Genomic DNA, 26,306 nt, shown 5'->3' with positions numbered 1-26,306 from the left:
TTTGGTCTTGGGCTTCTTCTCCCGTGTAGACACAAAACTCTCGGTCGGCCTGGGTATCAACCTGGGCATGCTTGCCATGATCGCGACGCGGCTGCCGAAACTTGATGAACTAACGGCCCTGATCTCGGTTGTGGGCGTTTTGTTCCTTACACCGCTTACTGTTAGCTTCTGGCACCTGTGGTACGGATATTTTCCGGAACTGCGAGGCGGGTCAAATTCGCTCATCTTCTTTGAACGGGTGTCGAGCATGGCCGAGCACGAGTTCTTGCAGAAGTGCGCGGAGCGTACGCTGATGGAGTTCGAGGAAGACCTCCTGGGTCAATGTTGGCGCAATTCCAAGATTCTCTCGTCAAAATTCAGCTGTTTGAAGTACGCGTACATTGCCACTGTTCTGGCAATCGCCCCATGGATGGCACTCATCGTTGTGCTGCCTCCGCCGGCAAAGTGACACACAAGTGGCTTCTGCTCATCCAGTTGTTGAGCCGGAGCCCCGGGCAGCGCTGACAGGGCCGGGCCTTCCGGCCCAAGTCGGCCCAAGGTGAGAAACGGTGCTGGCCATTGCCGGAGTTTGGCCATCGGCTATCACACGCACGTCGCAGTTAGCTCCCTTTCGGAAGGGGATGCCAGCCTAGACGTGCAGCAAACTCACGACGATAGACGGTGTCAATCTGGGGCGGGGCTCGCCGGACGTACTCTTCTGCGAGCGTCGCAGTTTGCCCTGAGAGGCTTGCGAGGTAGGCAACTGCTTCTTCCACTGATGGGACGCGTTGATTTTCCCCGTTGAACTTCGGTGGCAGCGCCGTCCATAGCACAGTGGTAATCCCGCGAGCAGCGGCCCAGTCAGCGAGCCCAGGAATACTCGCCGGTGCTGGACAGCCATGTGTCCAGACCCCCAAGTGTCGCTCCATGTTCTTTGAGGGAATGGCTTCCCGCTCACGCAAGGCTCGCTTGGCGTCGCCCTCGTCGTCGGTACCAGCCTCAACCCAGAAGGAGGTGACAGCAGACGCGGCCGCATGCATGACCAACGTAAGCCGTCCATTGCCGGATTGCCTTAAAAACTCTACGCAAACCGTTGGCCCGTCTGCCAGCCACTGTCCACGAACCGGTAGACCGTCGGGTTGCCATACCAGCGACCCCCAACCAAGATAGGCAATCATCTTGAGCCTCTACTCGACTGCGACAGCCGTGCCGCCCACCACAAGCGGCTCATTTCGTAATCGGTCGAGCCTTTAGTCTCTGCGCTCACCATCCTGGATGCCTCCTCGTCTCAACAAGACTCTGTATTGATAGCGCTACCGCGCCATCTGCCGCGATGTTGCGCTGCAGGGTCCGACGCCGGGCGAGAAGAAGCGCGAAGACGGAGCATGCTGCTGATTGCGGACTACCCGCAAGAGCGGGTGACGCATGCCTGGGAGATAGTCGAACCCGCTGTCTTCAAGCTCAAGTACGAGGCGGGAGAGAACCTCATGCTGCAGGAGCAAGCGGCGTCGCGACGATGCAATCCGAACACCCCGGCACCCTGTGAAAGGAAGCACGAAATGGCTGAAGTACCAGAACAGCTCTTCGGCAATAAGCTGGATGGGACTATCCTGCCCCACCAGTAGCAGGCAATCGTGCAGTGCACGCCCCAAGGCAAAGCAGTCATGCCGTCTGCCCTGCTCATGGGCGACCCTCAACATCACCACTAGTGCCGCCAGGCTATCCAGAGTGCCCAGCCCGCACAAGCCCTCGGTGATCTCTCGTAACCGACGGTCTCGGCGGACAAACATGCCGGCTCGCAAGCTCGCTCCGCTGAACACTTCCAGTTGCACAGGTGCACTGAGCGACATGAGTATTGATTCTCCACAACCGCCAAGTGCCTCGTGGACATTCAGAGCGGCCCAGACCGGTGAACATAGAACCATGCGGGAGCCGGGATAGCGCGCCTCGGCTGCTGCCTGCGTCGCCTGGGACGGGACGTGTTCCGCATGGGCATATTTCACCCACACATTGGAGTGGCAGCCGGGACGCTCCGGGGATATCGACTGTCCGAGCGCGTATGCGCTGGATAGGCCCATTCGGCTTCGCAAGCATTCAAACCACAATCCGACACTGAGTGATCGCAGGCAGTACGGCACGGCTCGGTTGGCGGGAAGTATGCTCGTGCTTGCACGCATGCGGGCAAGTCGCGCCTCGCCGTAAAAGGGTATCTCTTTGAGCGCCATGGCCGTGCCCCTCCCCATTCACCTTTGATGGGTAACGAAACGCGAGTTTGTTACTCCTTCCACCATCCGTATTAGAGGGGCAGAATCAGGAGGACACAAGCGACGGGGTGTGACCACGCCATGACGGAGCGGACCAACGAATCAATCCTGGCCCCGGAACGCCGTGAGATCGAAAGAGAATTGACCTTTCATTTCGGGCCTCTCATCGGCTATGAAAACTTGCCGCGAGCTCTTGGCTATCGCTCCAGCCACGCGCTCCGCCAAGCAGAGGCACGCGGAACCTTGCCCGTGAAGATATTCAAAGTGCCCGGCCGCCGCGGCAAATTTGCCTTTGCGATGGACATCGCCGACTGGATGGTTGGGCTGAGGGCCGCAATCAGTCCGCCGGCAGTATCTGGCACCCCGCAAGATGAAGCGGCTGCTCTGAAGCCCAACCAGGAATGACGCCCCACAACCCAAACTCAAGGGGCCGGGCTTGTAGCGTTTCAAGAACAGACTCAAGACGTCCCCGAAGATGCGCTCGCCGAGCGCCGAGGAGAGTACCAAGAGCCGGAAACTAACATCTCCGAACCCTGGAAATGACTTGCCCCCGTTGGCGCGGGGGCAAGTGACATCTGTTGGAGCAGATGGTGGTGAAACTCAGCCTGTACCCTGAGGCTCACCCTTTTCCTTGACAAAGTCAAGCGACTTCCCGTTCGCGCGGAGGGGTGCGCCCATTTCCTCCCCATCTCATATGGCGGAGGCGAACCTGAATGGGCACCTTGTTCCAATCTCGAGACCGGGCAGACGTTCGCAAGCCGACGGCTGAGGAGCAGGATGATGACCGCAGGAAAAAGCGCGACCGCCAAACCGACGGACGAAGACCGCCGTGAGGGGCATCTGCCCCATTCCCCTCTCGAGCTAGCACGCGGCAAGCGCGACCGCCGCGAAATCTTTGTATTTCAGTCCCCGAAGAATGGGCGGACCGTAACGGTGGCCGACCTGGTCAACTTTTGCCAGGCGCTGATGCTCGAATTTGACCCCCAGGTGGAGATGTATGTTGAGAGGCCGCGTCGAATCACGGTAGGCGAGAAGCGCGACCTTGAGTTGAGCTTCTGGGTCGGGCGGAGGGATGGCACCCAGCACTACCAGTTTGTAATCCCTACAAAACGGGTGGCTTCACTGAGCGTTGGCTTAGTCAAGCTTCCCGCAGATGACGAGCTCATCCACATGGCCTTGAATCAAGGGCTCGTATTGCGACTTGTCCACGAAAACTCTTTGGCATCTCGCGCCAGCGAGGTCGCTGTTGCCTACGAACTACTTCCGCTTGTCTGGGCCAATGCAAAGATCGCGGGGGCCAGGCAGTTGGAAGTGAGGATTGAGGACATGCTCCAGAACGTTGAGCGCCTCACCATGAGCGCATTACAACTGCAGACGGGCCAGGCCCGGTTCGCAGTGGCTTGCGCAGTGGCAAGCCTCGTCTACACCGGCCGCGTACAACTCGTGGACTATCGCCCAGGGGATCCGGATGCCCTCGTGGAGGTGCGTCATGGCTAGGTACGAAATCTATGATCAGGCGACACTCGACGAGTGGTACTCCCCACATCCGGTTGATATTGCACCAGATCATCTCTCCAAGTTCCGCGTGGCCAAGGAAGCACTCACCGCCTTGCTTCTGGGCCGTTCCACCATCACCGCTATATCCCGGAGATATGGAATCTGCCACAAACGCCTGAAGCGCATGGCAATGAAAGCGCCCACGATAGCCCACGATGGCATGCCGCACGGATTTCGCGTATGCATTCCATGGGGCAGTTACTCGACTGAGCTTTCCTTCGAACCCGCGGAATTGCCGCTGGTTCCAGGAAGATTTGCGTGGCACAAAGTCTCCGAAGCTGTGCCAAGTGTTAAAGCCTTGATCGATGGCTTTGCAACCCATCTGCCGCCGGGCCGCCCTCCAAGCGCGTTCGTAAAATTGCACCAACGAGTCCTTGCGGAGCTGAAGCAGCACAACCTGGAGGACAAATTCCCCCTGAACGATCCTGGCAAGGGGAAGCGCTCGCTGCTTGCTTTGCTCAAGCGGCGGCAGTCGGCAGTAGCCGACGTGGACCTTTATGAACCTCAATCGGCATCGAACGCTCCTGTCGCTTTGGAGCAAGCAGTACGGATGGGCCTGTTCGCCAGAACGGAGTTTGACGCGCACCAAATCGATGTTGAATGCAAGATCTCCATCGATATGCCCAATGGCGCGCGTGTTACGCGCAAAGTGTCACGGCTATGGCTTCTCATCGAAATAGAGACTGAATCCAGGGCGGTAACGGGATGGCTTCTCTGTGTCGGCCAGAGCTATGACAATCTTGATGTAGCGCTCTGCTTGTCCAAGTCAATGGAACCCTGGGCTCCCAGGGACCTGACGATCCCGGACCTCTTCTACGCACCTGGCGCTGGAATGCCCGTCTATCAGGCAGCAACGCCGATAGTCACGCGCTCGGCCGCTGTCGCACTGGACAACTTCCTTGCGCACTCGGCCCATGCACTCGAAGCAGCATTCTGCAGGGCTCGGGGAGGTGTGATGATCTTCGGAAAGTCGCACACACCGCGCTCACGACCCATTGTAGAGCAATTCTTCTCGCGCTTGGAACGTGGTGCGCTGCGTAAGATCCCCGGCGGTTTTGAGCCCGCCAAACGGCTGGGGGAAAACAAGATCAGGATCAGCAACTTCTCTCCGGATGCCCATCCCATCCAGATGCACCTTCTCGAGGAGCTCCTGGACGTCATCATAGCCAACTACAACGCGACGCCTCACTCCGCACTCGGACAGATGACGCCGCTAGCGTATCTCACGAATCGCAAAGAGTCAGCGTTTGCGTTTGCGCCGGAAACCTGTGGCCTGGATGCTGCAGATATGGCTTCGACAATCGTAAGCCTGCCCGTAAAAGGCAACAAGGATAATGGGGAGTTGCCCCATGTCACCTACTTGTATGCGGACTACCGATCCCCTTCCCTTAACGATAAATGGGGACTGATTGGCACCAGGATTCTTGCGCGCGTGAATAGGCGCGATCTTCGTTCAATCGTGCTACTTCAAAGTGCCACCGTGCCATTCGGAGTGGCTACCGCGCGAGCGCCTTGGTCGCGCGCGCCGCATGACGAGAGGACGCGAAGGATCATCTGTCGTTGGTCCAAACAGCGCAGTGATTTCTCAATCGCTGGCGTGGAGTGTGCAATTGAAGCCTTCATAGCGCATCTTCGATCTACTGCAGACACGTCCCAACCCGCAGTCGACCAACTTGCGCGCTTGCAGCAGTTGCACTTCGGCCGTCTGCCCGACATTCGGTCCCAGCCAGCTCACATCCCGGTAAGAGTCCCCCGGGGAGGCAAGGTGAATCTTGATGACTAGATCGGACCTTGCGGAGGCCATCATGGCCGTCCGTCGCCTTGACCCCGACCATCCACTTTTCATTGAGTCTGGCTACCGTATCAACACGAAGCCTGTCGAACGCATGGCGGATTTCGTTCTGTACAACATTCAGCAGGGTCATCATGGGTGCTCTCTTTATTCAGAGAGCGGGGTTGGCAAATCCACGGCGCAAGACTATCTAGTCGAAACCGACTGGCGCTGGCTCGTGGAGGACGGACGCCGCGCAGGTGTGGCCAGGGCAATCGTCGCAACCTCAGATGCATGCAGGAGCCCGCTGAGCTTCTGGCACGCGCTTTCACATCAACTGGGAATGCCGCGCTGGTCATCGGCCAGGCCTCACGAGCTGAGGGCACGAATACACAATCACATGCGCGCCGCGTGTGGGCACGCCGACGTACGCAGGTACGTATTGTTCATCGACAGTGCTCAACGGCTCACCAATCTTGAGTTTCAGTGCTTAGAAGATCTTGATAACTTGATGAGCAAGGACAAGCTTACTCTCTTTTTGGTCTTTGTGTACCAAAGTGACCAGCAGGGCATCGAGCTTGGCGACATGTGGCAGCACCATCCGTCACATGTTGTTCGCCGGTGGTTTCTGGACTCAGCCCCATTTCTTCCTCTTGCGGCGCGAGATGAGGTCAGGCATGCCCTGTCGCGCTACGACGGCGCAGCATGGTGGCCGACAGAGGACATGCCATTTTCTAGATACTTCGCCACCGACGCATTTGATCGCGGATGGCGGCTGGAATCTGAAACGGAGATGATTTGCGATGCTGTGTCCGCCCTCCGGAGGGAGGTGGGACTTCCCGAACATAGTGGCTGGCCGATGTGCTCCTTCACATCGACCGTGCGGAATCTGCTAACGAACGCTTGGTTTCAGCAGAGTTTCGAACGCTTCACTCCATCTGACGTCCGTGCTGCGCTTGTGCATGTCGGGTACCTGCGAACCGAGTTCATTCGCATGCGCGAGAAGATGTCCGACAAGGCAATCGCCATCATTGAGAAGATACAGAATACGGCAAACCAGGTAGGGGGAAGCAATGAATAGCTCTCGCGCCGTAAATCCTTCTACGCCTCGGATTGTCGGCGCAGAGCATGAGTTCTATCCATACATATCGGGCTACGGCGTGCTGCAGCGGATCGTTGCACTGGGCATGCCAACAAGTGAGCAACTCATGATCATGGGGGTGAGGCGTAAGACTGGGCGCTCCATGCTCCGCCCTTTGCTTCTGCCGGGCCGGGTGCAGGATACTTTTGCGTCAGCCATCGAAGTCCGTGACGTCACAACGAAGAATCTATGGAATCCGGCCGCGTGGCTTCCAGTTCAATCACTTCGACTTCTCGCGGGTAGTGAGCTTCCATATATGCGGTGCCCCGCATGCGCACTTCACGGCTACCATTGTTCACTATTTCTCCTTCCTTCCATCTCTGCGTGCCCTTGGCATGGCGAGAAGCTCATCAGCCACTGCGAGGCATGCGGAAGGACGCTGGGCACCAGTTTTGACCACTCCGGTGGTCTCGGGACTTGTACTTGTGGATTTCAGCCAATCGACGCCCACACAGCGCTACTGGACGTCAGGCAATTTCCCGCTCGTGAAGTGTCGCAGTGGGTGGATGACTACCTTCATTGGGCATCACGCCAGCGGGCAGGCCGAGTGATTCACTTCCCCAGTGATGCGCAAAGCTGGCCTTCAGCTCTGGCGCGCCTGATTGATAGAACGACTCCTATGCCGCCCGTCCACCAGGACGATGGCAATGCTCACGTAAGGTATGAGGCTTTCCAGCCATCCGCTGACGATCCGGAGCCAGGGGCGTTCTGGGGCTGGGCAATGATTGGCGGCAACTCGGGCCTCATGTGCGCTCCGCTCCCATTGATGGCCTACGATGCTTTGACGCGGGCCACTGCAGCGGCATGCGCCAGGGTCGGACTTGAAGGCCTATCTGTCCTGAGCTTCCGCTCAACGCACTACGACACCCAAGGACCCACTGAGGTAGAGCGGCACGAGTCGTTCCTAGCTCCCTATGGTGTTTCTGCCAGCGGCGCGACTTGGCTCAATCTCTCGGTTGTCGACCCGATGGTAACGTTAGCGTGCGGCACAGCGCTGGAGCTGGCCGCTGCGGCCTTTGGTATCGCGAACGACAAGCCGGATAGGTCCCCTTCCGTAATCGTCGCTTCGGTATTGGACAGCATTAAGGGAAGATCCGCCTTGGTCGACGCGCTTGTGTGGGTTCTGGCAACCGCTTATGAGGAAGGCTTGGCGTTGACGCTTGCAAGGGTGTTCAAGCTGAATCCGAAGGATGTACTGCCTTCAGGTGGGTATCCGGTCATCGAGCTTCAGGGTTCCGCCCGTTCCTTGAGAGAAGTCCGGGTCGCCTGGGTGACACCTCGAAAAACAGCTAGAATCCAGCAGAAATCCTAAGGCAGGCAGTTCTTAGCAATTTTTGCCATCATTGGGGCAACGGCACTGTCTCGTGCCGGACTGCGAACGGCAGTAGCCTTCATGCGAGTACGCAACACAAGGGGAGGCTTTGCCGCCGCGTGGGCTAATTGGCAATTCTAATGAACCCCCGGCAGTCGTGGGCGTGTTTTATGGGCTTCCGGAACTGTTGGGCGTTATTTATGTACTTCTGGAAATGCCGGGCGTCTTTGGTGAACTTCCGGGAATATCGGGCATCTTTGGTGGACTTCCGGAAATATCGGGCATCTTTGGTGGACGGAAGCTGCCAGGAAGAGGCTAAGCTCACCCCATCCATATCTTCTACAATCAATGCGTTAGAGGCCGGGCGTTTTCGGTGCGGCAGACACTCGGCTCTTGCCTGCGCGCTCAGTCCCCGGCCAAGGATGAGATCGCGGCATGATTGAGTTCGACCCGCACCACCGCATTGACTGACCGGCCCTTAGGCTTGTTTTTCTGTCCTCGGTGATCGTCTGATCACGCCCGAAGGCCGCGAGCTGCTTCCCGAATATCTGGCCTGGCTGTCGCTCACCGCCTGCCAGGCACAAGAGCGGCTTACTCCCTTACGCTCTCGATGAGCATATGGCGAATAGTCCGATTCTCCAGCTTAGAAACAATGGGGCTACTGTCATCTACGTTTTCGTGAACGTGCATGCCCTCGTTGTAGATAATTCCCAGGAGGTAGATCGTGTCGTCAACGTCGACACCGTTCTCGACGGCAAAATCCAGCTTCTTCTTCGTGATGAACTTGTCGAGGAAATCCGCTTTCCGAGCCTGACCTTGGATCGCGTCATGGGTAATCTTCTCAATTCTGACACGAACAAAGCAGCAGACGGCAAATGGATCATAGTTGTCCGATTCGTTGACGTACTTGTTCCACTCCGCTTCTGTGTAAGCATGAAATGCGATCGAATCTCCCCAGGACTCGTTCAGGCCAAGAGCCTGGAACTGTGCCGTTACGTCAACCGGCGACGGATCATAGTGCAGATAATAGCGGCCAATGTCTTCTTTAATGGATGGATCTTCACGCTTTGCGATAAGGGCGCGAAAGTCCTTGTTGATGGTCGGTTTGGACTTCTTTAGGAAATAGATCTTCTGACTAGCGAACGTGAAGTTCTTAAAGTAGTAAGGATTCAGGTGCGTAAGAATCAATGGATACATGTTCCTTTGTTTCTCGCGGACCTTCTTGATAAGCCTGGTGATGTAGTACTGAACCGCTACGAGATTGGCGTCGTCCAGGTAGTCAAACACCTCGTCAATAACGAGGATGATGTCGCGCGACGAGATGGATCGCTCAATCTTCCTCAGCTCCGCCGCAAAGCACAGAGAGTCACGCTGGCCATTAGATATATGCAGGGCTGGCGGGAAGGAGACGACGAGACTCCCACTGCGCTCAGCAGGCCTGACCCTCTTCCATGTGGAACCGAACGCCTTGATGATGTCCTCAAAGCTCTCCTTTTCGTTGACATACGAGAGATACTTGCACGCTTCCTTGAAGGCCTTCTTGTTACCTAGGTAGGTCAGCGCCACTTGCAGGCCCGAGAGCAGAGCGTCGATACGGGCTTGGGCGGGGCCGGCAGCCATCGCCAAGAGATCAGCCAACGCCTTGACGGCGTCGATCGCTTCAAGGCGTAGCGCGAGGGCATCACTAGCCCATGCTCGTATTTCGTCGACGGTTCCGGCCTGAGCCTGAAGCAACGCAGTTACCTCTTCTATGTCATTTTGAATGCGGACACCCGTCATCTTGTCCATCACGCCATACAGATCAATCAAGCCGTCGGCTAGCGCTGGGTTCCCGAGTGTCTTGCTGAGGTTCTGGAAGGCCTTGCCGGATGGCCCAAAGCGAGTGCGCATCTCCGTTACGTCGTAGGCGTGTTTTGCCTTGGCGGGAATGGTCTGGACCAGCACCAAGTCGCTGATATCCAGTGACGCTGTTGCGGTCGTGAACCTGCCTAAGTTGTGCTTGGTGACCTTCGCCCGAAGCCGGCTGGCGATCACATGGACATCAAAGGATGCCGCAATTCCGTTGCAGCCCCCATCTGCAACGAGGGTGGAAATTTCGCCATTCTTCCTAATCGTGAGGGTCAGTTTTGGGGCGAGCGATTCATCTCCAAGGTGGAACTGATCTTTTGGAAGCTCTAACCTCTTGGTCTTGAGCGCGGCGAACGCCGCGGCAAGCGAGCTTTTGCCGAATCCATTTGGAGCGACAAGGAGTGAAGGCTTGTTAGGAATAATGTCGAGTTGAAACGTGGAGTCCTTGATGCCCCTAATGTTCTCTATGGCTACAGATTTAATCATCGCCCCCTCTCTGTGAATGACGTAAGCCTTCGGTCCAACTATCGCGTGTCAGGCCTTCATTGCAACAAAAGATAGCCAGAACGCGCCGCCATAAATTCCTCAAGGGCGCGATAGGCGCTCATCCCCAAAACGCCGATCGCCTCGAGCCCTCAGAGTGGCCTGTCTGCTACGGTTCGACAGAGCCCCTTACCTACCCCGATAGATCTTGCTAACCCCCTGCCCGGCCAGGACTTCCCTGCCCAGCTAAGAGCCTATTGCCTTAAAGGTGCGTAAAGAAGAAATGCTGCGGAGCAATGGCTAGGTGCCGTGCCATTCGCCATCAACGAGCGAAGTGAGTCACGTAGTCTTGCCTCTTCTCGTTCCACTCAAAGCTGATACTGGTGGCCGCAGACGATTCATCAGCAAATACGCTGAAGATGCATATAAGGTCTTCGATCAAGAATTCGTAGGCCCACTTGTGCCGCATGTAGTCGGAGAAGACGAGCATGCCCTTGAATTCAGTGCCCTCTGACCATGTCTGCATCCAATAGTAGTGAATAAGCTGATTGCAAACATCGAGAACGCCTAGATCAACAGCCTCAGGGTTCGCAATATCAAATCGATCTTCCGGAAATCCTGCGCCTAAAAATGTGAATGGCTTGATGCCGATCTTCTTGTAGCGAATTGCAGGTAGTCGAACGCTTCGAGCACAATCGTTGACCTTGGGGCGCTCAAGCAAGGAGCGGACCTGGAAGGCTACTAGCATTAGACGGCGTTCATACAGGACCAGCTGCTTCTCGGACCATCTTCGATAATTTCGATGCCGCTTAAGCCACAGCACTTCTGCGCGCAGCTCTTGCCGCCAATAAGTTGACTCGATCATCCGTTTGAGGCCTGAGGTAGTTCCAGCTAGATTGTCACCCATTGCAGAGTTCATCAACGGGAAATGCCATCAGTCAGTGGCGTCGTCGGCCAAGTGCGATCTCAAGCCTTGATTCTGGCCTATTCCCCGTACCAGCGCAGTCGGCTTGAAACATGATGTCTTCGACACTCCCAATAAAATCCCCTATCGCGACTGAGCTGATTTGGCAGGCGGAACGGATTTTTGCGCAATCTCCAGCCTACTCACGTCTTCCACTGGCACAAGAACTGCAGCTTTCTGTACCGGGTCCCAAAGCACATAGCTGTCACCCAAACGCCCCACTAAGCCCAGGCTGCCTTGCACCTTCTCATCAATGGTCACATTGACCGTGTGCTTGCTGCTGCCAGAAGTAATCGCCTTGGCGCGTTCGAAGCCAAGCCAGTTTGACGAGATCGGGACATAGACAATCATCACGAGCGCATAGACCAGCCACGGCGAGTTCTTCACGGCGGCCGGCAACACTGGGGACAGGCGTACTGCCATTGCACATATGCCCGTCAGCGCCACACCTATCAAAACTGGCCAGGCATTGGACCACCAAAGCAAGGCGCCCATTCCAACAAGACAAAGAGCCAAGGTCAGCCACATCAGCAGATTGGCTGGGGACGGCGTCGCTGTCACCTTCCCCTCGACCCACCCTCCAAGCAGCAGCGCAATCAGTATGAAGAACAACACCATGCCGATCCCCGCAAGCCCTGCCAGCGCAAGCTCGCTTACGGCGACAAACTGAAAGGGATCCAGGCCGAAGTGCCCCCAATACGCCTTCAGATAAAAGGCCCCTTGAATCAACCCGAACGTGATGAGCGCCGAACCCCATCCAGCAACATCAGCCATCGTTAGCGTCTTCTGCGTACGTTCCATGTATCCCCTTCCATCAATGCAGCCCCGCCACATAGTGGCATGCAGCGCTCCACCTCGCAGAACCCACTCTATTAACGTGACGCGTCACGCCCGATCACCCCGCCCATTGGCGCCCCTCCCCTCCCCCACTATAGTTCCACCCCTCACAAGGACGAGGCGGCACACATGCCCTATATCGGAATCGGACTCCACATACTGGCGGCCATCTACTTCGCGGTGCACGCCATCCGCTCGGGCCAGAGCCTCTATTGGCTCATCCTGCTCTTCTCCTTCCCACTGCTAGGCAGCATCGTCTACTTCCTGGCGATCTACTTCCCGGAAGCCCGCAACTCGCGCGGCGCGCGGCAGGCAATCCGCTCCGCCAAGCAGCTCATGGACCAGGGCCAGGACCTGCGCAACGCGCGTGCCGAACTGGCGCGTACGCCCACCGTGCAGAATCGGGTTCGCCTGGGCATGACACTGCTGGATGCTGGCCAGGCGGAGGAAGCCAGAACCCTGCTTGAGCAGGCAGCCAGCTCGCCGCTGGGCGACGATCCCTACATCCTGACCGGCCTTGCCCGTGCCCGCCTCGATTCCGGGCAGCCCGCGCGTGCGGCGGAGACGCTGGACGGCCTGTTCGCCCGCCATCCGGATGTGCGCCGCAAGCCGGAACAGACCCTGCTTTACGCACAGGCACTGGCGGCTGCCCAAGCGCCCGGCACCCGCGCCGCGTTCGAGCGCGCCGTCGAATGCGGAAACGATGCGGCCGCTCGCTGCCTGTACGCCGAATGGTTGATGGCGCAGCCGCAGCCCGACGATCGTGAGCAAGCCCGCAGCCTGTTCGCCAGCATCATCGACGATGCGCAGCACTGGTCGCGGCACGCGCGCAGCCACAATGCCGCATGGTTGGAGCGAACCAAGGTCGCGTTGAAGGGCTACTGACGCCTGGCAGCCTCTGGCAATTCTGTCGTATCCGCCTCGCTCACGGCCTCGCCGGGCGGATGCCGACACTCGTCAGGCGTGCACCGCCGACATCGACAACAGCCTTGCGGCGCAAGGCTCCAGGCCCGTTGCGCCATATGCAAGGATTCTGAAAATGTTGAATGTGGTGACGGCATCGGCCTTACTGCATTGGCATCGCGCACAGCCGGGCGTATTCCTCTCCGTGCCACCGAAAACAGGTGGCCGGGATTCGAAACCCCGGTAGTTCGCTGAAGTAAACGCTTGCCAGCCGGCATCACCCTGTGTGGTGCCGGCTGGCAATCCGTCGGCCGGCTATGGCGGGCGGTGCGTGGAGGCCTTGTGCCTGCCGGTTTAGCGAACACCGGGTTTCGAACCTCGCACCGTCCGCCACCTTTATCGGTGGCGGCTTCTGCATGCACGCAAGGAGCCCAGCCATGACCCAGCCCCACTCCCCTGCCCCGCACCCGATTCGCGACACGCCTGCGAATGGCCCTGCGCTGGACCCGAACACCCTCATCGCCCTGCTGCACAGTATCGGCTCGGGCGCCGCCTCCGATGGCCAGCCGTGGCCGGAACGCCATCAGATGCCCGGCCGACGCATCGCCCTGGCAGATACCGATTGCTCTCTGGCGGGCCTTCGGGTGGTGCTGGAGATCCTGCTGGCCGCGCAGCGCGCCCGCGAGAACGGCGAGCTGGAGCAGTATGTTGGCCCTCGCGTCATGGAGGGCCTGATCATGGCCGGCATCGGCCTTACCGCACACGCCAGTACGCGCCTGCATCCGGAGGGGTGAGTGGCGTGGTGCCGCTGGGCGGCCAACGCGCTCTGTCTTGTGGTGGTGGTTGCGGCACGGACGCAGTGGCCGGCGACGCCGGCGCCCTCGCCTGTCGCGTTCCAAAACATCAACGACGATCGACTCTCACAACTGCGCCGCCAGGCGATGCAGTTCGTGGAGTCTCAGCCACGACAGGGCTTCCAGTTCGTCGAGCGGCGCCGAGATGCCGAGTTCCAGGTTCATTGCCGGGGCATACCCGTGCTGTGGCTGGAGGGGCGCTCGCACCATCTGCTGTTGCAGGTCTCACTGGACGCGGAGCAGCGGGCGCCCGCCGTTGTGCAGCTTGGTACGTTGCTTCAATGGCAGCTGGAGCCGGTGGGCTATCTGGAGCAGGTGCTGGCTGACGTGCCGGAACCTGTTCTGTCGGATCGGGTGCTGCAGATGTTCGGGGGCGGGGTGCCTGAGGGCGCGCGATGTGGCCCACACTGGTCACCTGCGAGCCAGGCATTGGCCCAGTGACCATGCGGGTCACCTCCCGGCATCGATCCAGCCCGCATCGCGCGCACGCGCAAGATCTTCTGGCGTATCGATATCCAGGCCCAGTTCCGGTGCCTGCAGGACATGCACCGTATCGACAGGAAGTTGCCGCAGGCGCGCTCCGAAGCCCCGGTCACCGGATGCACCGACAGCGGTGAACCAGGCGCGCGGCACGACTGCGGGAACGCCAAGCGCATTTCCGTGGCGGGTGCCCGCGCACGTTGACGCTGCGGCGCGGGCACCCGAAAGCAGCGCCTGCAGATGCGAGCTCTCGATTGCGGGCTGGTCGCATGCCACGATCATCACCGCGGTCACCGTGGGCAGCAGGTGTGCGCCGGCAACCTGCAGACTGCTCGCCAGGCCACGCTCCCAGTGGTGGTTGGTTACCGGAGTGGCATCCAGCCCGGCAACGCTGGATGTCACGGCCTGTGCGTTCGCGCCCACCACGACCAGTACCTGCGCTGGCGCAACCTCCCCCGCCAATCGCACCACGCGGTGTACCAGGGTCTCGCCCTGCCGGGTGAGAAGCTGCTTGGGCTGGCCAAGTCGGGTGCTCCCGCCGGCAGCAAGCACGACGACCGCATGCGCGTCAGTCACCTGCCGTGCGCGCTTCGCCATTGCTGCAGCTGCGCGGCGATGCTGAGCGAAATCGCCTCTGGCCCTCGGCCGCCGATGCTCAGGCCGACCGGTGATCGAAGTCTGGGGGAAAGGCGGTGGCGCTGATCCGGTGTCAGCAGCTTGAACAGGTCCTCGCGCCTTCGCCGCGGACCCAGCAGTCCAATGAACGCGACGTTGGTATCAGCCAGGGCCACCAGCGCCTCCCGGTCCAGTTCGAAATCGTGATGCATCACCAGTGCCGCGTCGCAACAGTCGCCATGAAGGGCCTCGGCCGGGCTGGTCTGAAGATGCGCATCCGCGCACTGCCCGGCTGAGGCCCAGCGCGCTCGCCGTTCGGCTACGCTGACCCGCCACCCCAGGCCGCGCAGCAGCGGAACCAGGAAGGGCGTTTCGGGACCGCCCCCCAACACCAGGGCCCGCGGAAGCCGGGGCAACGGCAAACGCCACGCACCCTCGCCAAAGGGCTGCGTACCCTCCATCGGATGCAGCTGCCACGCCTGCTCGCGATGGCCGGCACGGAAAACGACCTGCCCCGACGTGCGAAGGTCGCGCTGGAGTGACACGCCCTCGCGCAACCAAGCCTCGATCACGTCGTCGATGCCTGCCATGGCACGCAATGGCAGCAGCGCAATCCGAAGCCGGCCGCGGCAGCCGAGCGCGGATCCGCTCAACAGGTCGTCGTCACTGCGGGTGTCGATCTCGATCCAGTCGACCCGCCCTGCCGCGCTCACCTGCTCCGCGCGTCGCGCGAGCTCGGGCTCCAGGCATCCGCCGCTCAGCCAGCCGACCTGGCCGCCGTTGCAGAACAGCACCATGTCGCCGGCACCGGCGTAGGTGGAGCCATCGGTTTCCAGCACCAGCGCGAGCACGGCGTGCTCCCCCGCGCGCATGCGCGTCAAGGCCGTCTCGAGCACGCCGCGCGGGCTGCCTTCGGCGAGGAAGCCCGGCGCTGCGGACAGGTCCTCGGCAAGATCGCCGGGCTCCCCTCCGCCTGCGGCGGAGACCTCCAGAGTGGGCGAGGCTACGGGTCGGTCCATGCGCACCGTCAGCCTATGTCGGGCAAGCCGGGCAACAGCTTGTCCAGGGTGATGGGATAGCTGCGCACGCGCACGCCGGTTGCGTTGTAGATCGCATTGGCGATCGCGGCGCCAACCCCGCAGATGCCCAGTTCACCCACACCCTTGGCCTTCATCGGCGAGATCACCGGATCCAGCGTGTCGAGGAAGACCACTTCCTGGTACGGAATGTCGGCGTGCACGGGAACCTCGTAGCCGGCCAGGTCGTGGTTGATGAACAAACCAAGCCGTTTGTCGACCACCAGCTCCTCCATCAGGGTCGCGCCCGCACCCATCACCATCCCGCCGATGACCTGGCTGCGTGCTGACAGCGGATTGAGGATCCGGCCGCCATCGCATACGGCAAGCATGCGGCGAATGCGCGTCTCTCCAGTGTAGGCATGCACGGCGACCTCGCAGAAATGCCCTGCATACGTGCCGACGTCGTAGCCTTGTTTGAAGTCGCCGAAGGCAATGCCGTCCTCCGCTGACAGTGCCCCCGCTTCCGCCAGCGTGATGGTCCGCCCATCCGCCTGGATGCGGCCATTGGCGAAGTCTGCGGTGTCGCCGTCGAAGCCGAGTTTCTCGCCCACCTTGCGGCGCAGGCTGACGCACGCCGCGTACACGCCCGCGGTGGAGCTTGCCGCGCCCCACTGGCCGCCGGAACCGGCGGAGGCGGGATGACGGGAGTCACCGAGGGTGACCTGGACCTGGTCCAGCGGCACGCCCATGGTCTCGGCTGCCGTCTGCGCGATGATCGTGTAGGAGCCGGTGCCGATGTCGGTCATGTCGGTCTCGACAACCACCCCGCCCTGGCCGTCAAGCCGGACCCGCGCCGCCGACTTCATCGTCGGTGCGCCGCGATAGCCCGCGGACACGCCCATGCCGACCAGCCAATGCCCTTCCCTGACCTGCGCCGGCTTGGCATTGCGCTTGTTCCAGTTGAAGCGCTCCGCGCCTTCGCGCAGGCAGCGCACCAGGTTGCGGTCGGAGAACTTCTTGGACGGATCGCCGGGCACGACCTCGGGCTCGTTGAGGATGCGGAACGCGATCGGATCGAGGCCCAGCTTCTCGGCCATTTCGTCCATCGCCACTTCCAGCGCCATGTGGCCCGGTGCTTCACCCGGTGCGCGCATCGCATTGCCTTCGGGCATGTCGAGCGTGGCGATGTAGTTGGCCACCAGGCGGTTGGCGCCTGCATAGAGCTTGGGCGTCTGCAGGGTGCCGTTTTCGCCATCCTCGCCGTTGATGTTGCCCGACCAGTTTTCATGGGCGATGGCGGAGATCCGGCCATCCTTTCCGCAGCCGATCCGCACGCGCTGGAGGGTGGCGTGCCGGTGCGTGGTGTTGTTGGGCATCAACGGGCGTTGCAGCGCGATCTTCACCGGTCGCCCCACCTGCTTGGCCGCCAACGCGGCCAGCACCGCGTCGGCGCGGATGAACAGCTTGCCGCCGAAGCCGCCGCCGACATAGGGCGAGTCCACGCGCACCTTGGCAGGATCGATGCCGAGGATCGCCGCCATGCCCTGCCTGGCCCAGTCGATCATCTGGTTCGCCGTCCACAGCGTGAGCGTGTCACCCTCCCAGGCGGCGATGGTGGCGTGCGGCTCCATCATCGAATGACTTTCGTCGGAGGTGTGATAGGTCTCGTCGAGCTTGACCGCGGCGCTCGCGTAGGCGGCGTCGAAATCGCCCAGCGCCTGCCGGTCGGGCTTGCCGTCACGCCCCTTTGCCAGCGGTGCGGACGGTGCCAGGGCCGGGAAATCGAAGCGGCCCTTGCCGCGCTCGTAGCGCGTGCGGATCAGCGCCGCGGCGGCGCGGGCCTGCTCGAAGGTCTCTGCCACCACGCAGGCGATGGCCTGGTGGTAGTGGGCCACTTCGGGTCCGCCGAACAACGGCGCGTTGTTCCAGTTCGATTTGCCGACCGGCTTGGTTTCCGGTGCGGTGATGACCGCCAGTACGCCGGGCGCGGCACGTGCGCGGGAGGCATCCATCGAAATGATGCGCCCCTTGCCGATACCCGCACCGACGATGTAGCCGTAGGCCTGGTTCGGCGCCACGTCATGGCGCTCGTAGGCATAGGGGGCGGTGCCGGTGGTCTTGCGCGGACCGTCGATGCGCGGCGTCGGTTTGCCGACGACCTTGGCCTTGTCGAACAGGTTGTCGCCGGCGGGGGCGTTGAATTGAAGGGGCATCAGCGCTCTCCTTCCACCAGCACGGCCGCGAGGGTGCGCTCGGCGAGCGCGATCTTGAACGCGTTCTCCGGCGTCGGACGGGCGCCGGCGAACACCTGCCGGGTCGCGGCCTTTACGCCATCGCGCAGCAGCGGTTCGGCTGCCTCGACGCGCCACGGCTTCGGCGCAACTCCACCGAAGGCGAACCGCGCCGAACCGTCTCGCTGCACGACCGCGGCGACCGACACCAGTGCGAACGCATAGGACGCGCGGTCACGTACCTTGTGGTACACGTGCCGACCGCCCAGAGGCTTCGGCAGCGTGACGTGGGTGATCAGCTCACCGCGCTGCAGCACGTTGTCCTGCTGCGGCCTGTCGCCGGGGGAACGATGGAAATCGGCAATCGGGATGCTGCGCGTACTGCCGTCACCGCTGACGGTCTGGATCGAGGCGTCCAGCACCCGCAGGGCCACCGCCATGTCGCCCGGATAGGTCGCGATGCAGCTGTCCGAGGTGCCGATCACGCCCATCTGCCGGGAGAACCCCTCGAGTGCGCCGCAGCCCGACCCGGGCAGGCGCTTGTTGCAGGGCAGATGGGGATCGTAGAAATACGGGCAGCGCGTGCGCTGCAGCAGGTTGCCGCCGGTAGTGGCTTTGTTGCGCAGCTGCCCGGAGGCGCCTGCCACGATCGCGCGGGTCAGCACCGCGTAGTCGCGGCGCACGCGCTCATGCGAGGCCAGCGCGGTATTGGTGACCAGCGTGCCGATGCGCAGGCCGCCGTCGTCGGTGGGTTCGATCCTGTCCAGGCCGATGTCCTGCACATCGACCAGGTGCGCTGGCGTCTCGACCTCCAGCTTCATCAGGTCGAGCAGGTTGGTCCCTCCGGCCAGGAACTTCGCGCCCTCGGTACCGGCGACGGCCTTGGCGGCCTCGGCCGGGGATTTGGCGCGTTCGTAACTGAAGGCCCTCATGAGCGCCTCCCTGCAGAGGTCACGCCAGCAACCTCTTCCATCGCCTCGGCAATGTTGGAATAGGCCCCGCAGCGGCAGAGGTTGCCGCTCATGCGTTCGCGCATCTCCATGTTGGTGGCCCGGGGCCGTGCGCTGACGTCTGCCTGCACATGGCTGGGGACACCCCGCTTGATCTCGTCCAGTACCGCCACCGCCGAGCAGATCTGCCCCGGCGTGCAGTACCCGCACTGGTAGCCGTCATGCTTGATGAAGGCGGCCTGCATCGGATGCAGGTCATCGGGGGTTCCGAGTCCTTCGATGGTGGTGATGGCATCGCCCTGGTGCTGCACCGCCAGGCTGAGGCAGGCATTGATGCGCTCACCGTTGACCAGCACGGTACAGGCACCGCATTGACCGTGATCGCAGCCCTTCTTGGTCCCGGTCAGCTTCAGATGTTCGCGCAGGGCATCGAGCAGCGTAGTCCGCGTGTCGAGCTCAAGCTCCCGCCGCTTGCCGTTGATGGTGAAGGCCACCGTGCTGATGACCGGCGGCCTGGGCGGCGGGGGCGTCGCCAGTTCGGCGGCGAGCGATGACGCCCCCGGTGCGGCGGACATTGCCACGGTCGTGACGCCGCCGGCGATCACCTGGCGACGCGTCAACTTCATTCCTTCATCACAACTTGGCACAGTGACCTCCTGGCGTTCGGGAAAATCCCGTGGCTGGATGGACGCGCTCACACTACCCAAGGGGCACTATGCCCATCTGCGGGGTACAGGTCTGTGAAGTCGGGAAAATGTACGACCCTACCGATGCAGGCAACCGAGACTTTTACTCTTCAGCGCGGCACTCTTGAGCCATGCGCATGCCTCATTGGATGGCTCACAGTTCTGTTTGTCCCTCAAGGCGCTGGCTTCGAGGGTTCGGGCTCGTGGATAGAGCCCTCCAACAATGCCACGTAGGTATCCAGCCTGGTGCGAAGGCCGATCAGCATCCAGCCCAGCAGGTACAGCAGCACCATGGCGAAGATAAGCAGTGCGCCTAGCAATCCAACATCGAAAGCGCCCGCCCAGTCGCCCCATTTCCATCCGCGGAACTGCAGGTAGAGGGCAATCAACAGCGGGAATGGCCCGAGCCGCTGCAGCCCGCCATACATCATGCCCATGCGCTCAATCATGTTTGTGCGCAGGTGACTGACGTACTTGAGGCGCCGCTCGCGCTGGACGCGCGGAAATCCGCGAAGCTCGGTCACCACCGCTTGCCAGTGCGCGAAATCGCCATCCATCTCCCGCGCGTGCGAGAGCCGAGGCTGGCTGAACTGGCGAATGCCCCTGCGGGCGGCCAGGACGCCACCGACAATGAACCCTCCGATTTCGATTGCCAGGCAGGCAACAACCACCTGGAGCACTGCGCCAACAGGCAGCCATCGATCCGGAAGCTGGCCAGTGAGAATGCCGATGATCGCCGCACCCATGCCGATGCGGAACGCCCACGTCTCCACCCTGCCCGCCTTCGGGTAGATGCTGTGCTCAACCAGTCCCTGCACCCGCTGATAGAGCCAGTGGAATGTCAGTTCCTGCGAATCGGTCGTTGCCGGCGGATCGACGCCGCCCCCTGCCTGCATGTCCATTGCACCCCTGCCCCGGCCGGCGCAGATGCCGGCCGCCCCATCGTACCTGAGCACGCTTCGGAAGGCGCCTCAGCGGGAATCACATGCCCAGCTCCGACAACCCCGGGTGATCATCCGGGCGACGCCCCAGCGGCCAATGGAACTTGCGGTCGCTTTCCTTGATCGGCAGGTCGTTGATGCACGAGAAGCGGCGCTGCATCAGGCCATCCGCGCCGAATTCCCAGTTCTCATTGCCATAGGAACGGAACCAGTTGCCGGAGTCGTCGTGCCATTCGTACGCGTAGCGGACAGCAATGCGGTTTTCGGTAAAGGCCCACAGCTCCTTGATCAGGCGGTACTCGAGTTCCTTGTTCCATTTGCGTGCCAGGAACTGCCGGGCTTCCTCCCGGCCATTGGTGAATTCGGCACGGTTACGCCACTGGGTGTCGAGCGAATAGGCAAGCGACACCTTGTCGGCATCGCGGGAATTCCAGCCATCCTCGGCAAGGCGCACCTTCTGCATGGCCGATTCAAGGGTGAACGGAGGAAGTGGCGGACGGGGTTGTTCTGCGGACACGGGGAGACCTCCAATCGAAATGGATATACGGGTTGCTTCAAAGGATCTGGCGTACCCAGGCGCTAACGCTTGGCCTGTTCCAACAACAGCTTCGCAACGTCCTTCGCGGTGTCTGCGGCGCCGTAATCACCCATCACACGCGACAGGGTGATGGCGCCTTCCATCAGGACCAGCAGCTGGCGAGCCAGGTCCGCCGGCTGCTCCACATCCAGTTGTTCGGTAAGTTCCAGCGTGTAATCGAGCAGCTTCTGCTTGTGATTCCGCGCGATTTCCCGGATCGGATCGGCCGCGTCGCCGACCTCCCCCGCGGTATTGATGAACGCACACCCGCGATAGCCCTCGGACTGGAACCAACCCTTGAGCACGGTGAACATGCCGAGGATGCGTGCTTCCGGGCTGTCCGCCTTCTCGCACGCATGCCGGAACCAGGCGAGCCAGCGCACGTCGCGCGCCTTCAATGCAGCGGCGGCCACGTCGTCCTTGTTCTCGAAGTGGCGGTAGATGCTCTTCCGCGCTACGCCCGAGGTCTTTACCAGCAGGTCCATGCCGGTGGCGTGGATCCCGTTCTGGTAGATCAGCGCCTCGGCCGTGGCCAGGATCTTCTGTTGGGTGTCGGTGGTGAGCTTGCTCATGGCTGCAAGGTAGAACGCGCGTTCTACTCTGTCAACAGGCGATCGCGAGCGATTGGTGTGCGCACATCCATGCAAGACGATCTATCAAGAAATCCGGACACTTAATCACCCGGACGCCTGATTGCAGGCGCAAAGTACGTCTCACCACCCACCCATGAGAGTTTCCGCATGAACACCTTCGCCCGTACCGTGGCCGTTGCCGCCCTCGCCCTCTCGGTCCAGGCCGGCCTGTCCGCGCAGGCCGCCGAACCAGCCAAGCGGGCTCCGGTCACCGCCATCGCGCGCACTGCCAGCTACATCACCACCGCCGACGGCGTGCAGCTGTACTACAAGGACTGGGGCCCGAAGGACGGCCCGGTCGTGACCTTCAGCCATGGCTGGCCGTTGAATTCGGACAGCTGGGAGTCGCAGATGATCTTCCTGGCCAACCATGGCTACCGCGTCATCGCGCATGACCGTCGCGGCCACGGGCGCTCCAGCCAGCCGTGGGACGGCAACGACATGGATCACTACGCCGATGACCTGGCCACGGTGATCAACACACTGGACCTGCACGATGTGACCCTGGTGGGCTTCTCCACCGGTGGTGGCGAAGTGGCGCGCTACATCGGCCGGCATGGCACCGGCCGGGTCAAGAAGGCCGTGCTGATCAGCTCGGTGCCGCCGTTCATGCTGAAGACCGCCGACAACCCCAACGGCCTGCCGATCGAAGTGTTCGATGGCATCCGCAAGGCACAGATGGATAACCGCGCGCAGCTGTACCGGGACATCCCCTCGGGCCCGTTCTATGGATTCAACCGTCCGGGCGCGAAGGTGTCGCAGGGGCTGATCGATGCGTGGTGGGCGCAGGGCATGCAGGGCGGCCACAAGAACACCTACGATTCGATCGCCGCGTTCTCGGCCACCGATTTCCGCGCCGACCTGAAGAAGTTCGATGTCCCCACCCTGGTGATCCACGGTGACGACGACCAGATCGTGCCGATCGATATCTCTGGCCGCCAGTCAGCGAAACTGATCAAGGGCGCCAGGCTGATTGTCTACCCGGGTGCGCCGCATGGCCTGACCGACACCCACAAGGACAAGGTCAACCAGGACCTGCTGACGTTCCTGCAGGAAAATTGAGTGGCCAAGGCTCCGGCGCGGCGCCGGAGCCCTTCTGTTGCCTGGCGCCCACCTTCATGGACGCGCCGCGGTCGGCATCTGGAATGTGAACACGGTGCCGTCGCTCTCACTCGACTGCACGTCCAGTGTGCCGCCGTGGGACTTGGCAATTTCCGATGCAATGTAGATGCCCAGGCCAAGCCCTGGCCTGGGCAGCTCGCCCTGCTCACGCGAAAACGGGCTGAAAATCGTCCCCAGCCGCTCAGGCGCAATGCAGCCGGCGTTATGCACATCCAGCGTGAGGCGATGGGATGCGGCCTGAACCCTCAGCGTGACTGGGGTGGAACGCTCGCCGTGCTGGGCTGCGTTGGTCAGCAGGTTGGCCAGCAGCTGCGACAGCCTGCCGGTGTCGCAGACCACGCCACCTTCGATCCGCATCTGGACGTTGATGTCCTGCCGACCGGTAGCGATCGCCACTTCTTCTGCAACCTGTTCAAGCTCCGCCTGCAAGGTGTGGCTTTCCTGGAGCGAGACCGGAATGCCTCCTCCCAGCCGCCCCCTGGCGAAATCAAGCACATCACCGATGAGGCCATCCATCCGGGTGACGCCGGCGGCGATGTGCGCGAGCATCCGCTGCTGGCGCTCGGATGTTGCCTCACGTTCCAGTGAATCGGCGGCCACACTGATGGCCTGCAGCGGGCTGCGAAGGTCATGGCCCAGCACCGCGATGAACTGATCGCGCAGATCGGAAACACGCTGTGCCGTTGAAAGGGCTGTCTCTGCCTCCAACAGCTGATCCTCTTTGTCGAGGTAGTTGCCAACGAGGTCGGCAAGCAGCTCCATGGATCGTTGGACATGCGCCTCATCAAAGTTGCCCGGCGACGAATCAATGGCACACAGGGTGCCGAAGAAACTTCCATCCGGCCGATGGATCGGCACGGAGGCGTAACTCTCCAGCCCATAGATCCTGGGCGTATGGTGTTTGGAATACAGCGGATGTGCACTGGCGTGCGCGAACACCACCGAGGTCGATGACCGCCTGATCTCGTCACAGAGGGTGGTTTCGAGGACCAGCTGCCCGCCCGGAACGAGCCCGAACCCCAGGGTGTCCAGGGTGGCGCAGGCGGTCCACGTGGTTTCTGTCACCCGGGCAATCGCGGTGAATCTTGAGCCTGTGATATGGGCGACGGTTTCAAGGATGCGCGGCACTGCTTCAATACGGCCGATCTCAGCGATGTCATTCAGCAGGTGGGGATCGGTCAGTGTGTGCATGTAGTGGCAGTCGGGCGCAGTGGTGCATCATCCCATGAATCCAGCCATGAACACTCAGTCCGCCCCGCCCCGTGCGTTGCGCCGCAGCGATTGCGGCGGCTGGCCGAAGGCGCGCAGGAAGGCACGTCGCATGCGTTCGGTATCACCGAAGCCCGTTTCAGTCGCCACTTCATCCATCGTGTAGCGGCTCTGCTCGATCAACACGCGAGCGGCCTCCACCCGCAGGCCCTCCACTGCCTTGGCGGGGGATTGCCCGGTTTCCTCGCGGAACGCGCGACTGAACTGGCGGGTGCTCAGATGCGCTGCCTGCGCCAGTTCTTCAACCGACAAGGTGGCGCGCAGATTGCGGCGTGCAAAGGTCAGCGCGTTCTGGATGCGATCAGACCGGGCATCCAGCTCGAGCAGCACCGAATGCTGGGACTGCCCGCCTCCGCGCCGATGGTAGATCACCAGCTTCCGGGCCACCGCCCTGCACAGATCCGCACCGAAGTCCTGCTCGATCATGCCAAGCGCCAGGTCCAGCCCCGCGCTCATGCCGGCGGAGGTCCAGATCGGGCCATCGGTGATGAAGATGCGGTCTTCCTCCACCTGCGCGGCGGGAAAGCGCTGCCTGAGCGCACGTGCGTGGAACCAGTGCGTAGTGGCGCGGCGCCCGTCCAGCAACCCCGCTTCGCCGAGAAGGAACGCGCCGGTGCACACCGACGCGGTCCTGCGCGTGCGGGCGGCCGCGTGACGGATCGGATCGATCAGCGCGCCGCTGGACGGGGCTGGCTCCAGCAGGCCGGTCACGATCATGGTATCCAGCGGCTGCTGCGCAAGCGGCGCTGTCTGCATGGCCATGCCAAGCGAGCTGGGCACCAGCCCGCCCTGTTCGGACAGCATGTGCAGATCGTAAAGGCGCGCGCCTTCGGTGGCATTGGCCAGTTCGAAGGCGGACGCCGCGGCGATCGCCATGGTCTGGAATCCGGCGGGCAGGACAAATCCAACACTGAGCATGACGGTTTTTCAGGGGTGGCCGTAAACGAGGTATATACGACATTTACGACACGTACAAGCCGGCCTAGATTTCCCCTGACCCCGGCGACGTTCGCCGGTTCGGACTGACCTCTGTGAACGACCCTACCCATCACGGCACCGCACTCATCACTGGCGCATCGTCCGGCATCGGGGCGATCTATGCTGATCGCCTGGCCCACGCCGGCCATGACCTCATCCTGGTCGCGCGACGCGCCGACCGCCTGCGCCAACTGGCCGAAGCGCTGGCCCGCAGCACCGGCCGCACGGTGGACATCGTCGCCGCGGACCTGACCACCTCTGACGGGCGTGCCGAGGTTGAAAAGGTCATTCAAGGCCGAGCGGACATCCAGGTGCTGGTCAACAATGCCGGCATCGGCGCTACGGCGCCCCTGCTGCAGTCGGACATCGGCGAGATGGAGCGCATGATCACGCTCAACGTGAACGCCGCGATGCGCCTGGCCTATGCTGCAGCGCCGGTGTTTGTGGCACGTGGCCGGGGCACGATCATCAACATCGCCTCCATCGTCGCGCTGGCACCGGAGCTGCTCAACGGGGTCTACGCGGGAAGCAAGGCGTTCGTGCTGGCGTTCTCGCAGTCGCTCCACCATGAGCTGGCCGACAAGGGCGTGCGTGTCCAGGTCGTCCTGCCGGGCGCCACCGCAACCGACTTCTGGCACCTTTCCGGCCTGCCGGTGGAGCACCTGCCACAGGGCATCGTGATGAGCGCCGAAGACATGGTGGACGCGTCCCTGGCCGGGCTGGCGCAGGGTGAACTTGTGACCATTCCCGCGCTTCCGGACATCGCTGAGTGGGACGCCTTCGAGCAGGCACGCAAGGCAATGGCACCGGGCCTTTCGCGTGCGCAGCCGGCGCCGCGCTATGTGAGCGGCGCCTGATCGGCGAACGGCGTGCAGATGCCCGGCGTGGTGGAG

The 26,306-nt window shown here is 61.7% G+C and carries 25 protein-coding genes; 12 read left to right on the top strand and 13 right to left on the bottom strand.

Annotated features, from left to right (window positions below; translation table 11 throughout):
- Window positions 1–67 precede the first annotated feature (67 nt).
- The 7 genes from VG556_RS01585 (at window position 68) to VG556_RS01555 (ending at window position 8,024) form a co-directional block, all read left to right on the top strand.
- Window positions 68–448, top strand: coding sequence for a Pycsar system effector family protein (locus VG556_RS01585; protein WP_353949956.1), 381 nt, complete (start codon window positions 68–70; stop codon window positions 446–448).
- A gap of 916 nt (window positions 449–1,364) precedes the next feature.
- Window positions 1,365–1,604: a hypothetical protein gene (locus tag VG556_RS01580; RefSeq protein ID WP_126412177.1), complete on the top strand. Its 240-nt coding sequence runs from the start codon at window positions 1,365–1,367 to the stop codon at window positions 1,602–1,604.
- 720 nt (window positions 1,605–2,324) lie between these two features.
- A complete protein-coding gene (locus VG556_RS01575) occupies window positions 2,325–2,648 on the top strand; it encodes a hypothetical protein (RefSeq protein ID WP_024956858.1) in 324 nt (107 codons plus the stop codon).
- A 375-nt stretch (window positions 2,649–3,023) separates the two neighbouring features.
- Complete coding sequence (locus VG556_RS01570) at window positions 3,024–3,740, top strand: hypothetical protein (protein WP_049401583.1); 717 nt, start codon at window positions 3,024–3,026, stop codon at window positions 3,738–3,740.
- Window positions 3,733–5,583 (top strand): hypothetical protein, encoded by a 1,851-nt coding sequence (locus VG556_RS01565; RefSeq protein ID WP_024956856.1) that lies wholly within the window; start codon window positions 3,733–3,735, stop codon window positions 5,581–5,583. Before VG556_RS01570 ends, VG556_RS01565 begins: the two co-directional genes overlap by 8 nt.
- Before the next feature lie 22 nt (window positions 5,584–5,605).
- Window positions 5,606–6,652, top strand: coding sequence for an ATP-binding protein (locus tag VG556_RS01560; protein ID WP_157806056.1), 1,047 nt, complete (start codon window positions 5,606–5,608; stop codon window positions 6,650–6,652).
- Window positions 6,653–7,478: 826 nt separating this feature from the next.
- On the top strand, window positions 7,479–8,024 hold the full coding sequence (locus tag VG556_RS01555) for a hypothetical protein (protein ID WP_126412179.1): 546 nt from the start codon (window positions 7,479–7,481) through the stop codon (window positions 8,022–8,024).
- A gap of 591 nt (window positions 8,025–8,615) precedes the next feature.
- Here VG556_RS01555 and VG556_RS01550 read toward each other — a convergent pair.
- The 3 genes from VG556_RS01550 to VG556_RS01540 all read right to left on the bottom strand — a co-directional run bounded on the left by VG556_RS01550 (window position 8,616) and on the right by VG556_RS01540 (window position 12,120).
- Window positions 8,616–10,358 (bottom strand): hypothetical protein, encoded by a 1,743-nt coding sequence (locus VG556_RS01550; protein WP_100450050.1) that lies wholly within the window; start codon window positions 10,356–10,358, stop codon window positions 8,616–8,618.
- A 319-nt stretch (window positions 10,359–10,677) separates the two neighbouring features.
- Window positions 10,678–11,274 (bottom strand): hypothetical protein, encoded by a 597-nt coding sequence (locus VG556_RS01545; RefSeq protein WP_202909966.1) that lies wholly within the window; start codon window positions 11,272–11,274, stop codon window positions 10,678–10,680.
- A 129-nt stretch (window positions 11,275–11,403) separates the two neighbouring features.
- Window positions 11,404–12,120 carry a hypothetical protein gene (locus VG556_RS01540; RefSeq protein ID WP_111144259.1) on the bottom strand — a complete coding sequence of 239 codons (717 nt, stop codon included), beginning with the start codon at window positions 12,118–12,120 and terminating at the stop codon, window positions 11,404–11,406.
- A gap of 165 nt (window positions 12,121–12,285) precedes the next feature.
- Between VG556_RS01540 and VG556_RS01535 the strand changes: the two genes are divergently transcribed.
- The 3 genes from VG556_RS01535 (at window position 12,286) to VG556_RS01525 (ending at window position 14,354) form a co-directional block, all read left to right on the top strand.
- On the top strand, window positions 12,286–13,041 hold the full coding sequence (locus VG556_RS01535) for a tetratricopeptide repeat protein (RefSeq protein ID WP_111144296.1): 756 nt from the start codon (window positions 12,286–12,288) through the stop codon (window positions 13,039–13,041).
- Window positions 13,042–13,496: 455 nt separating this feature from the next.
- Window positions 13,497–13,853: a hypothetical protein gene (locus VG556_RS01530; RefSeq protein ID WP_049439759.1), complete on the top strand. Its 357-nt coding sequence runs from the start codon at window positions 13,497–13,499 to the stop codon at window positions 13,851–13,853.
- Window positions 13,854–14,354 (top strand): hypothetical protein, encoded by a 501-nt coding sequence (locus VG556_RS01525; RefSeq protein ID WP_100450052.1) that lies wholly within the window; start codon window positions 13,854–13,856, stop codon window positions 14,352–14,354.
- A gap of 9 nt (window positions 14,355–14,363) precedes the next feature.
- Here the strand turns inward: VG556_RS01525 and VG556_RS01520 are convergent, their stop codons facing one another.
- From VG556_RS01520 to VG556_RS01485, 8 genes are all read right to left on the bottom strand, one after another.
- Window positions 14,364–14,990, bottom strand: coding sequence for a nucleotidyltransferase family protein (locus VG556_RS01520; RefSeq protein WP_100450053.1), 627 nt, complete (start codon window positions 14,988–14,990; stop codon window positions 14,364–14,366).
- Window positions 14,966–16,027 carry an XdhC family protein gene (locus VG556_RS01515; protein WP_100450054.1) on the bottom strand — a complete coding sequence of 354 codons (1,062 nt, stop codon included), beginning with the start codon at window positions 16,025–16,027 and terminating at the stop codon, window positions 14,966–14,968. The genes VG556_RS01520 and VG556_RS01515 overlap by 25 nt, the downstream gene beginning before the upstream one ends.
- A gap of 8 nt (window positions 16,028–16,035) precedes the next feature.
- Window positions 16,036–18,240 (bottom strand): aldehyde oxidoreductase molybdenum-binding subunit PaoC, encoded by a 2,205-nt coding sequence (gene paoC, locus VG556_RS01510; protein ID WP_111144295.1) that lies wholly within the window; start codon window positions 18,238–18,240, stop codon window positions 16,036–16,038.
- Window positions 18,240–19,190: an FAD binding domain-containing protein gene (locus VG556_RS01505; protein ID WP_100450056.1), complete on the bottom strand. Its 951-nt coding sequence runs from the start codon at window positions 19,188–19,190 to the stop codon at window positions 18,240–18,242. Before VG556_RS01505 ends, paoC begins: the two co-directional genes overlap by 1 nt.
- Complete coding sequence (gene paoA, locus VG556_RS01500; protein WP_100450057.1) at window positions 19,187–19,834, bottom strand: aldehyde dehydrogenase iron-sulfur subunit PaoA; 648 nt, start codon at window positions 19,832–19,834, stop codon at window positions 19,187–19,189. Before paoA ends, VG556_RS01505 begins: the two co-directional genes overlap by 4 nt.
- A 233-nt stretch (window positions 19,835–20,067) precedes the next feature.
- On the bottom strand, window positions 20,068–20,796 hold the full coding sequence (locus VG556_RS01495; RefSeq protein WP_032962412.1) for a hypothetical protein: 729 nt from the start codon (window positions 20,794–20,796) through the stop codon (window positions 20,068–20,070).
- 79 nt (window positions 20,797–20,875) lie between these two features.
- A complete protein-coding gene (locus VG556_RS01490; protein ID WP_219634349.1) occupies window positions 20,876–21,298 on the bottom strand; it encodes a DUF1348 family protein in 423 nt (140 codons plus the stop codon).
- 116 nt (window positions 21,299–21,414) lie between these two features.
- The gene (locus VG556_RS01485; protein WP_100450058.1) at window positions 21,415–21,984 is read right to left on the bottom strand and encodes a TetR/AcrR family transcriptional regulator; all 570 of its coding nucleotides are present in this window, start codon (window positions 21,982–21,984) and stop codon (window positions 21,415–21,417) included.
- Between the two features lie 168 nt (window positions 21,985–22,152).
- Here VG556_RS01485 and VG556_RS01480 point away from each other — a divergent pair, with 168 nt between their 5' ends.
- Entirely contained in the window at window positions 22,153–23,106 is a 954-nt protein-coding gene (locus VG556_RS01480; protein WP_111144294.1) for an alpha/beta fold hydrolase, read from the top strand.
- Between the two features lie 54 nt (window positions 23,107–23,160).
- On the opposite strand, the gene VG556_RS01475 is transcribed toward VG556_RS01480, so the two are convergent.
- Window positions 23,161–24,357 (bottom strand): GAF domain-containing sensor histidine kinase, encoded by a 1,197-nt coding sequence (locus VG556_RS01475; protein WP_100450060.1) that lies wholly within the window; start codon window positions 24,355–24,357, stop codon window positions 23,161–23,163.
- Between the two features lie 54 nt (window positions 24,358–24,411).
- Window positions 24,412–25,311, bottom strand: coding sequence for a GlxA family transcriptional regulator (locus VG556_RS01470; RefSeq protein ID WP_238381454.1), 900 nt, complete (start codon window positions 25,309–25,311; stop codon window positions 24,412–24,414).
- 155 nt (window positions 25,312–25,466) lie between these two features.
- Here VG556_RS01470 and VG556_RS01465 point away from each other — a divergent pair, with 155 nt between their 5' ends.
- Entirely contained in the window at window positions 25,467–26,270 is an 804-nt protein-coding gene (locus VG556_RS01465) for an SDR family NAD(P)-dependent oxidoreductase (protein WP_032962419.1), read from the top strand.
- Window positions 26,271–26,306: the final 36 nt, after the last annotated feature.

The sequence above is a fragment of the Stenotrophomonas sp. CASM106 genome, from assembly GCF_049384825.1.
GTDB lineage: Bacteria > Pseudomonadota > Gammaproteobacteria > Xanthomonadales > Xanthomonadaceae > Stenotrophomonas > Stenotrophomonas muris.
This window is presented reverse-complemented; position numbering and strand designations above follow the sequence as displayed.

What these genes read in the sequence shown, in the direction of transcription:
- VG556_RS01475 (WP_100450060.1), bottom strand. Translation starts at nt 24,357, where the DNA reads ATGCACACACTGACCGATCCCCACCTGCTGAATGACATCGCTGAGATC.
- VG556_RS01570 (WP_049401583.1), top strand. Translation starts at nt 3,024, where the DNA reads ATGACCGCAGGAAAAAGCGCGACCGCCAAACCGACGGACGAAGACCGC.
- VG556_RS01515 (WP_100450054.1), bottom strand. Translation starts at nt 16,027, where the DNA reads ATGGACCGACCCGTAGCCTCGCCCACTCTGGAGGTCTCCGCCGCAGGC.
- paoC (WP_111144295.1), bottom strand. Translation starts at nt 18,240, where the DNA reads ATGCCCCTTCAATTCAACGCCCCCGCCGGCGACAACCTGTTCGACAAG.
- VG556_RS01505 (WP_100450056.1), bottom strand. Translation starts at nt 19,190, where the DNA reads ATGAGGGCCTTCAGTTACGAACGCGCCAAATCCCCGGCCGAGGCCGCC.
- VG556_RS01545 (WP_202909966.1), bottom strand. Translation starts at nt 11,274, where the DNA reads ATGAACTCTGCAATGGGTGACAATCTAGCTGGAACTACCTCAGGCCTC.
- VG556_RS01555 (WP_126412179.1), top strand. Translation starts at nt 7,479, where the DNA reads ATGGCCTACGATGCTTTGACGCGGGCCACTGCAGCGGCATGCGCCAGG.
- VG556_RS01480 (WP_111144294.1), top strand. Translation starts at nt 22,153, where the DNA reads ATGAACACCTTCGCCCGTACCGTGGCCGTTGCCGCCCTCGCCCTCTCG.
- VG556_RS01520 (WP_100450053.1), bottom strand. Translation starts at nt 14,990, where the DNA reads ATGGCGAAGCGCGCACGGCAGGTGACTGACGCGCATGCGGTCGTCGTG.
- VG556_RS01540 (WP_111144259.1), bottom strand. Translation starts at nt 12,120, where the DNA reads ATGGAACGTACGCAGAAGACGCTAACGATGGCTGATGTTGCTGGATGG.
- VG556_RS01490 (WP_219634349.1), bottom strand. Translation starts at nt 21,298, where the DNA reads ATGCAGAAGGTGCGCCTTGCCGAGGATGGCTGGAATTCCCGCGATGCC.
- VG556_RS01530 (WP_049439759.1), top strand. Translation starts at nt 13,497, where the DNA reads ATGACCCAGCCCCACTCCCCTGCCCCGCACCCGATTCGCGACACGCCT.
- VG556_RS01560 (WP_157806056.1), top strand. Translation starts at nt 5,606, where the DNA reads ATGGCCGTCCGTCGCCTTGACCCCGACCATCCACTTTTCATTGAGTCT.
- paoA (WP_100450057.1), bottom strand. Translation starts at nt 19,834, where the DNA reads ATGAAGTTGACGCGTCGCCAGGTGATCGCCGGCGGCGTCACGACCGTG.
- VG556_RS01485 (WP_100450058.1), bottom strand. Translation starts at nt 21,984, where the DNA reads ATGAGCAAGCTCACCACCGACACCCAACAGAAGATCCTGGCCACGGCC.
- VG556_RS01580 (WP_126412177.1), top strand. Translation starts at nt 1,365, where the DNA reads ATGCTGCTGATTGCGGACTACCCGCAAGAGCGGGTGACGCATGCCTGG.
- VG556_RS01495 (WP_032962412.1), bottom strand. Translation starts at nt 20,796, where the DNA reads ATGGACATGCAGGCAGGGGGCGGCGTCGATCCGCCGGCAACGACCGAT.
- VG556_RS01470 (WP_238381454.1), bottom strand. Translation starts at nt 25,311, where the DNA reads ATGGCGATCGCCGCGGCGTCCGCCTTCGAACTGGCCAATGCCACCGAA.
- VG556_RS01585 (WP_353949956.1), top strand. Translation starts at nt 68, where the DNA reads ATGCTTGCCATGATCGCGACGCGGCTGCCGAAACTTGATGAACTAACG.
- VG556_RS01550 (WP_100450050.1), bottom strand. Translation starts at nt 10,358, where the DNA reads ATGATTAAATCTGTAGCCATAGAGAACATTAGGGGCATCAAGGACTCC.
- VG556_RS01565 (WP_024956856.1), top strand. Translation starts at nt 3,733, where the DNA reads ATGGCTAGGTACGAAATCTATGATCAGGCGACACTCGACGAGTGGTAC.
- VG556_RS01575 (WP_024956858.1), top strand. Translation starts at nt 2,325, where the DNA reads ATGACGGAGCGGACCAACGAATCAATCCTGGCCCCGGAACGCCGTGAG.
- VG556_RS01535 (WP_111144296.1), top strand. Translation starts at nt 12,286, where the DNA reads ATGCCCTATATCGGAATCGGACTCCACATACTGGCGGCCATCTACTTC.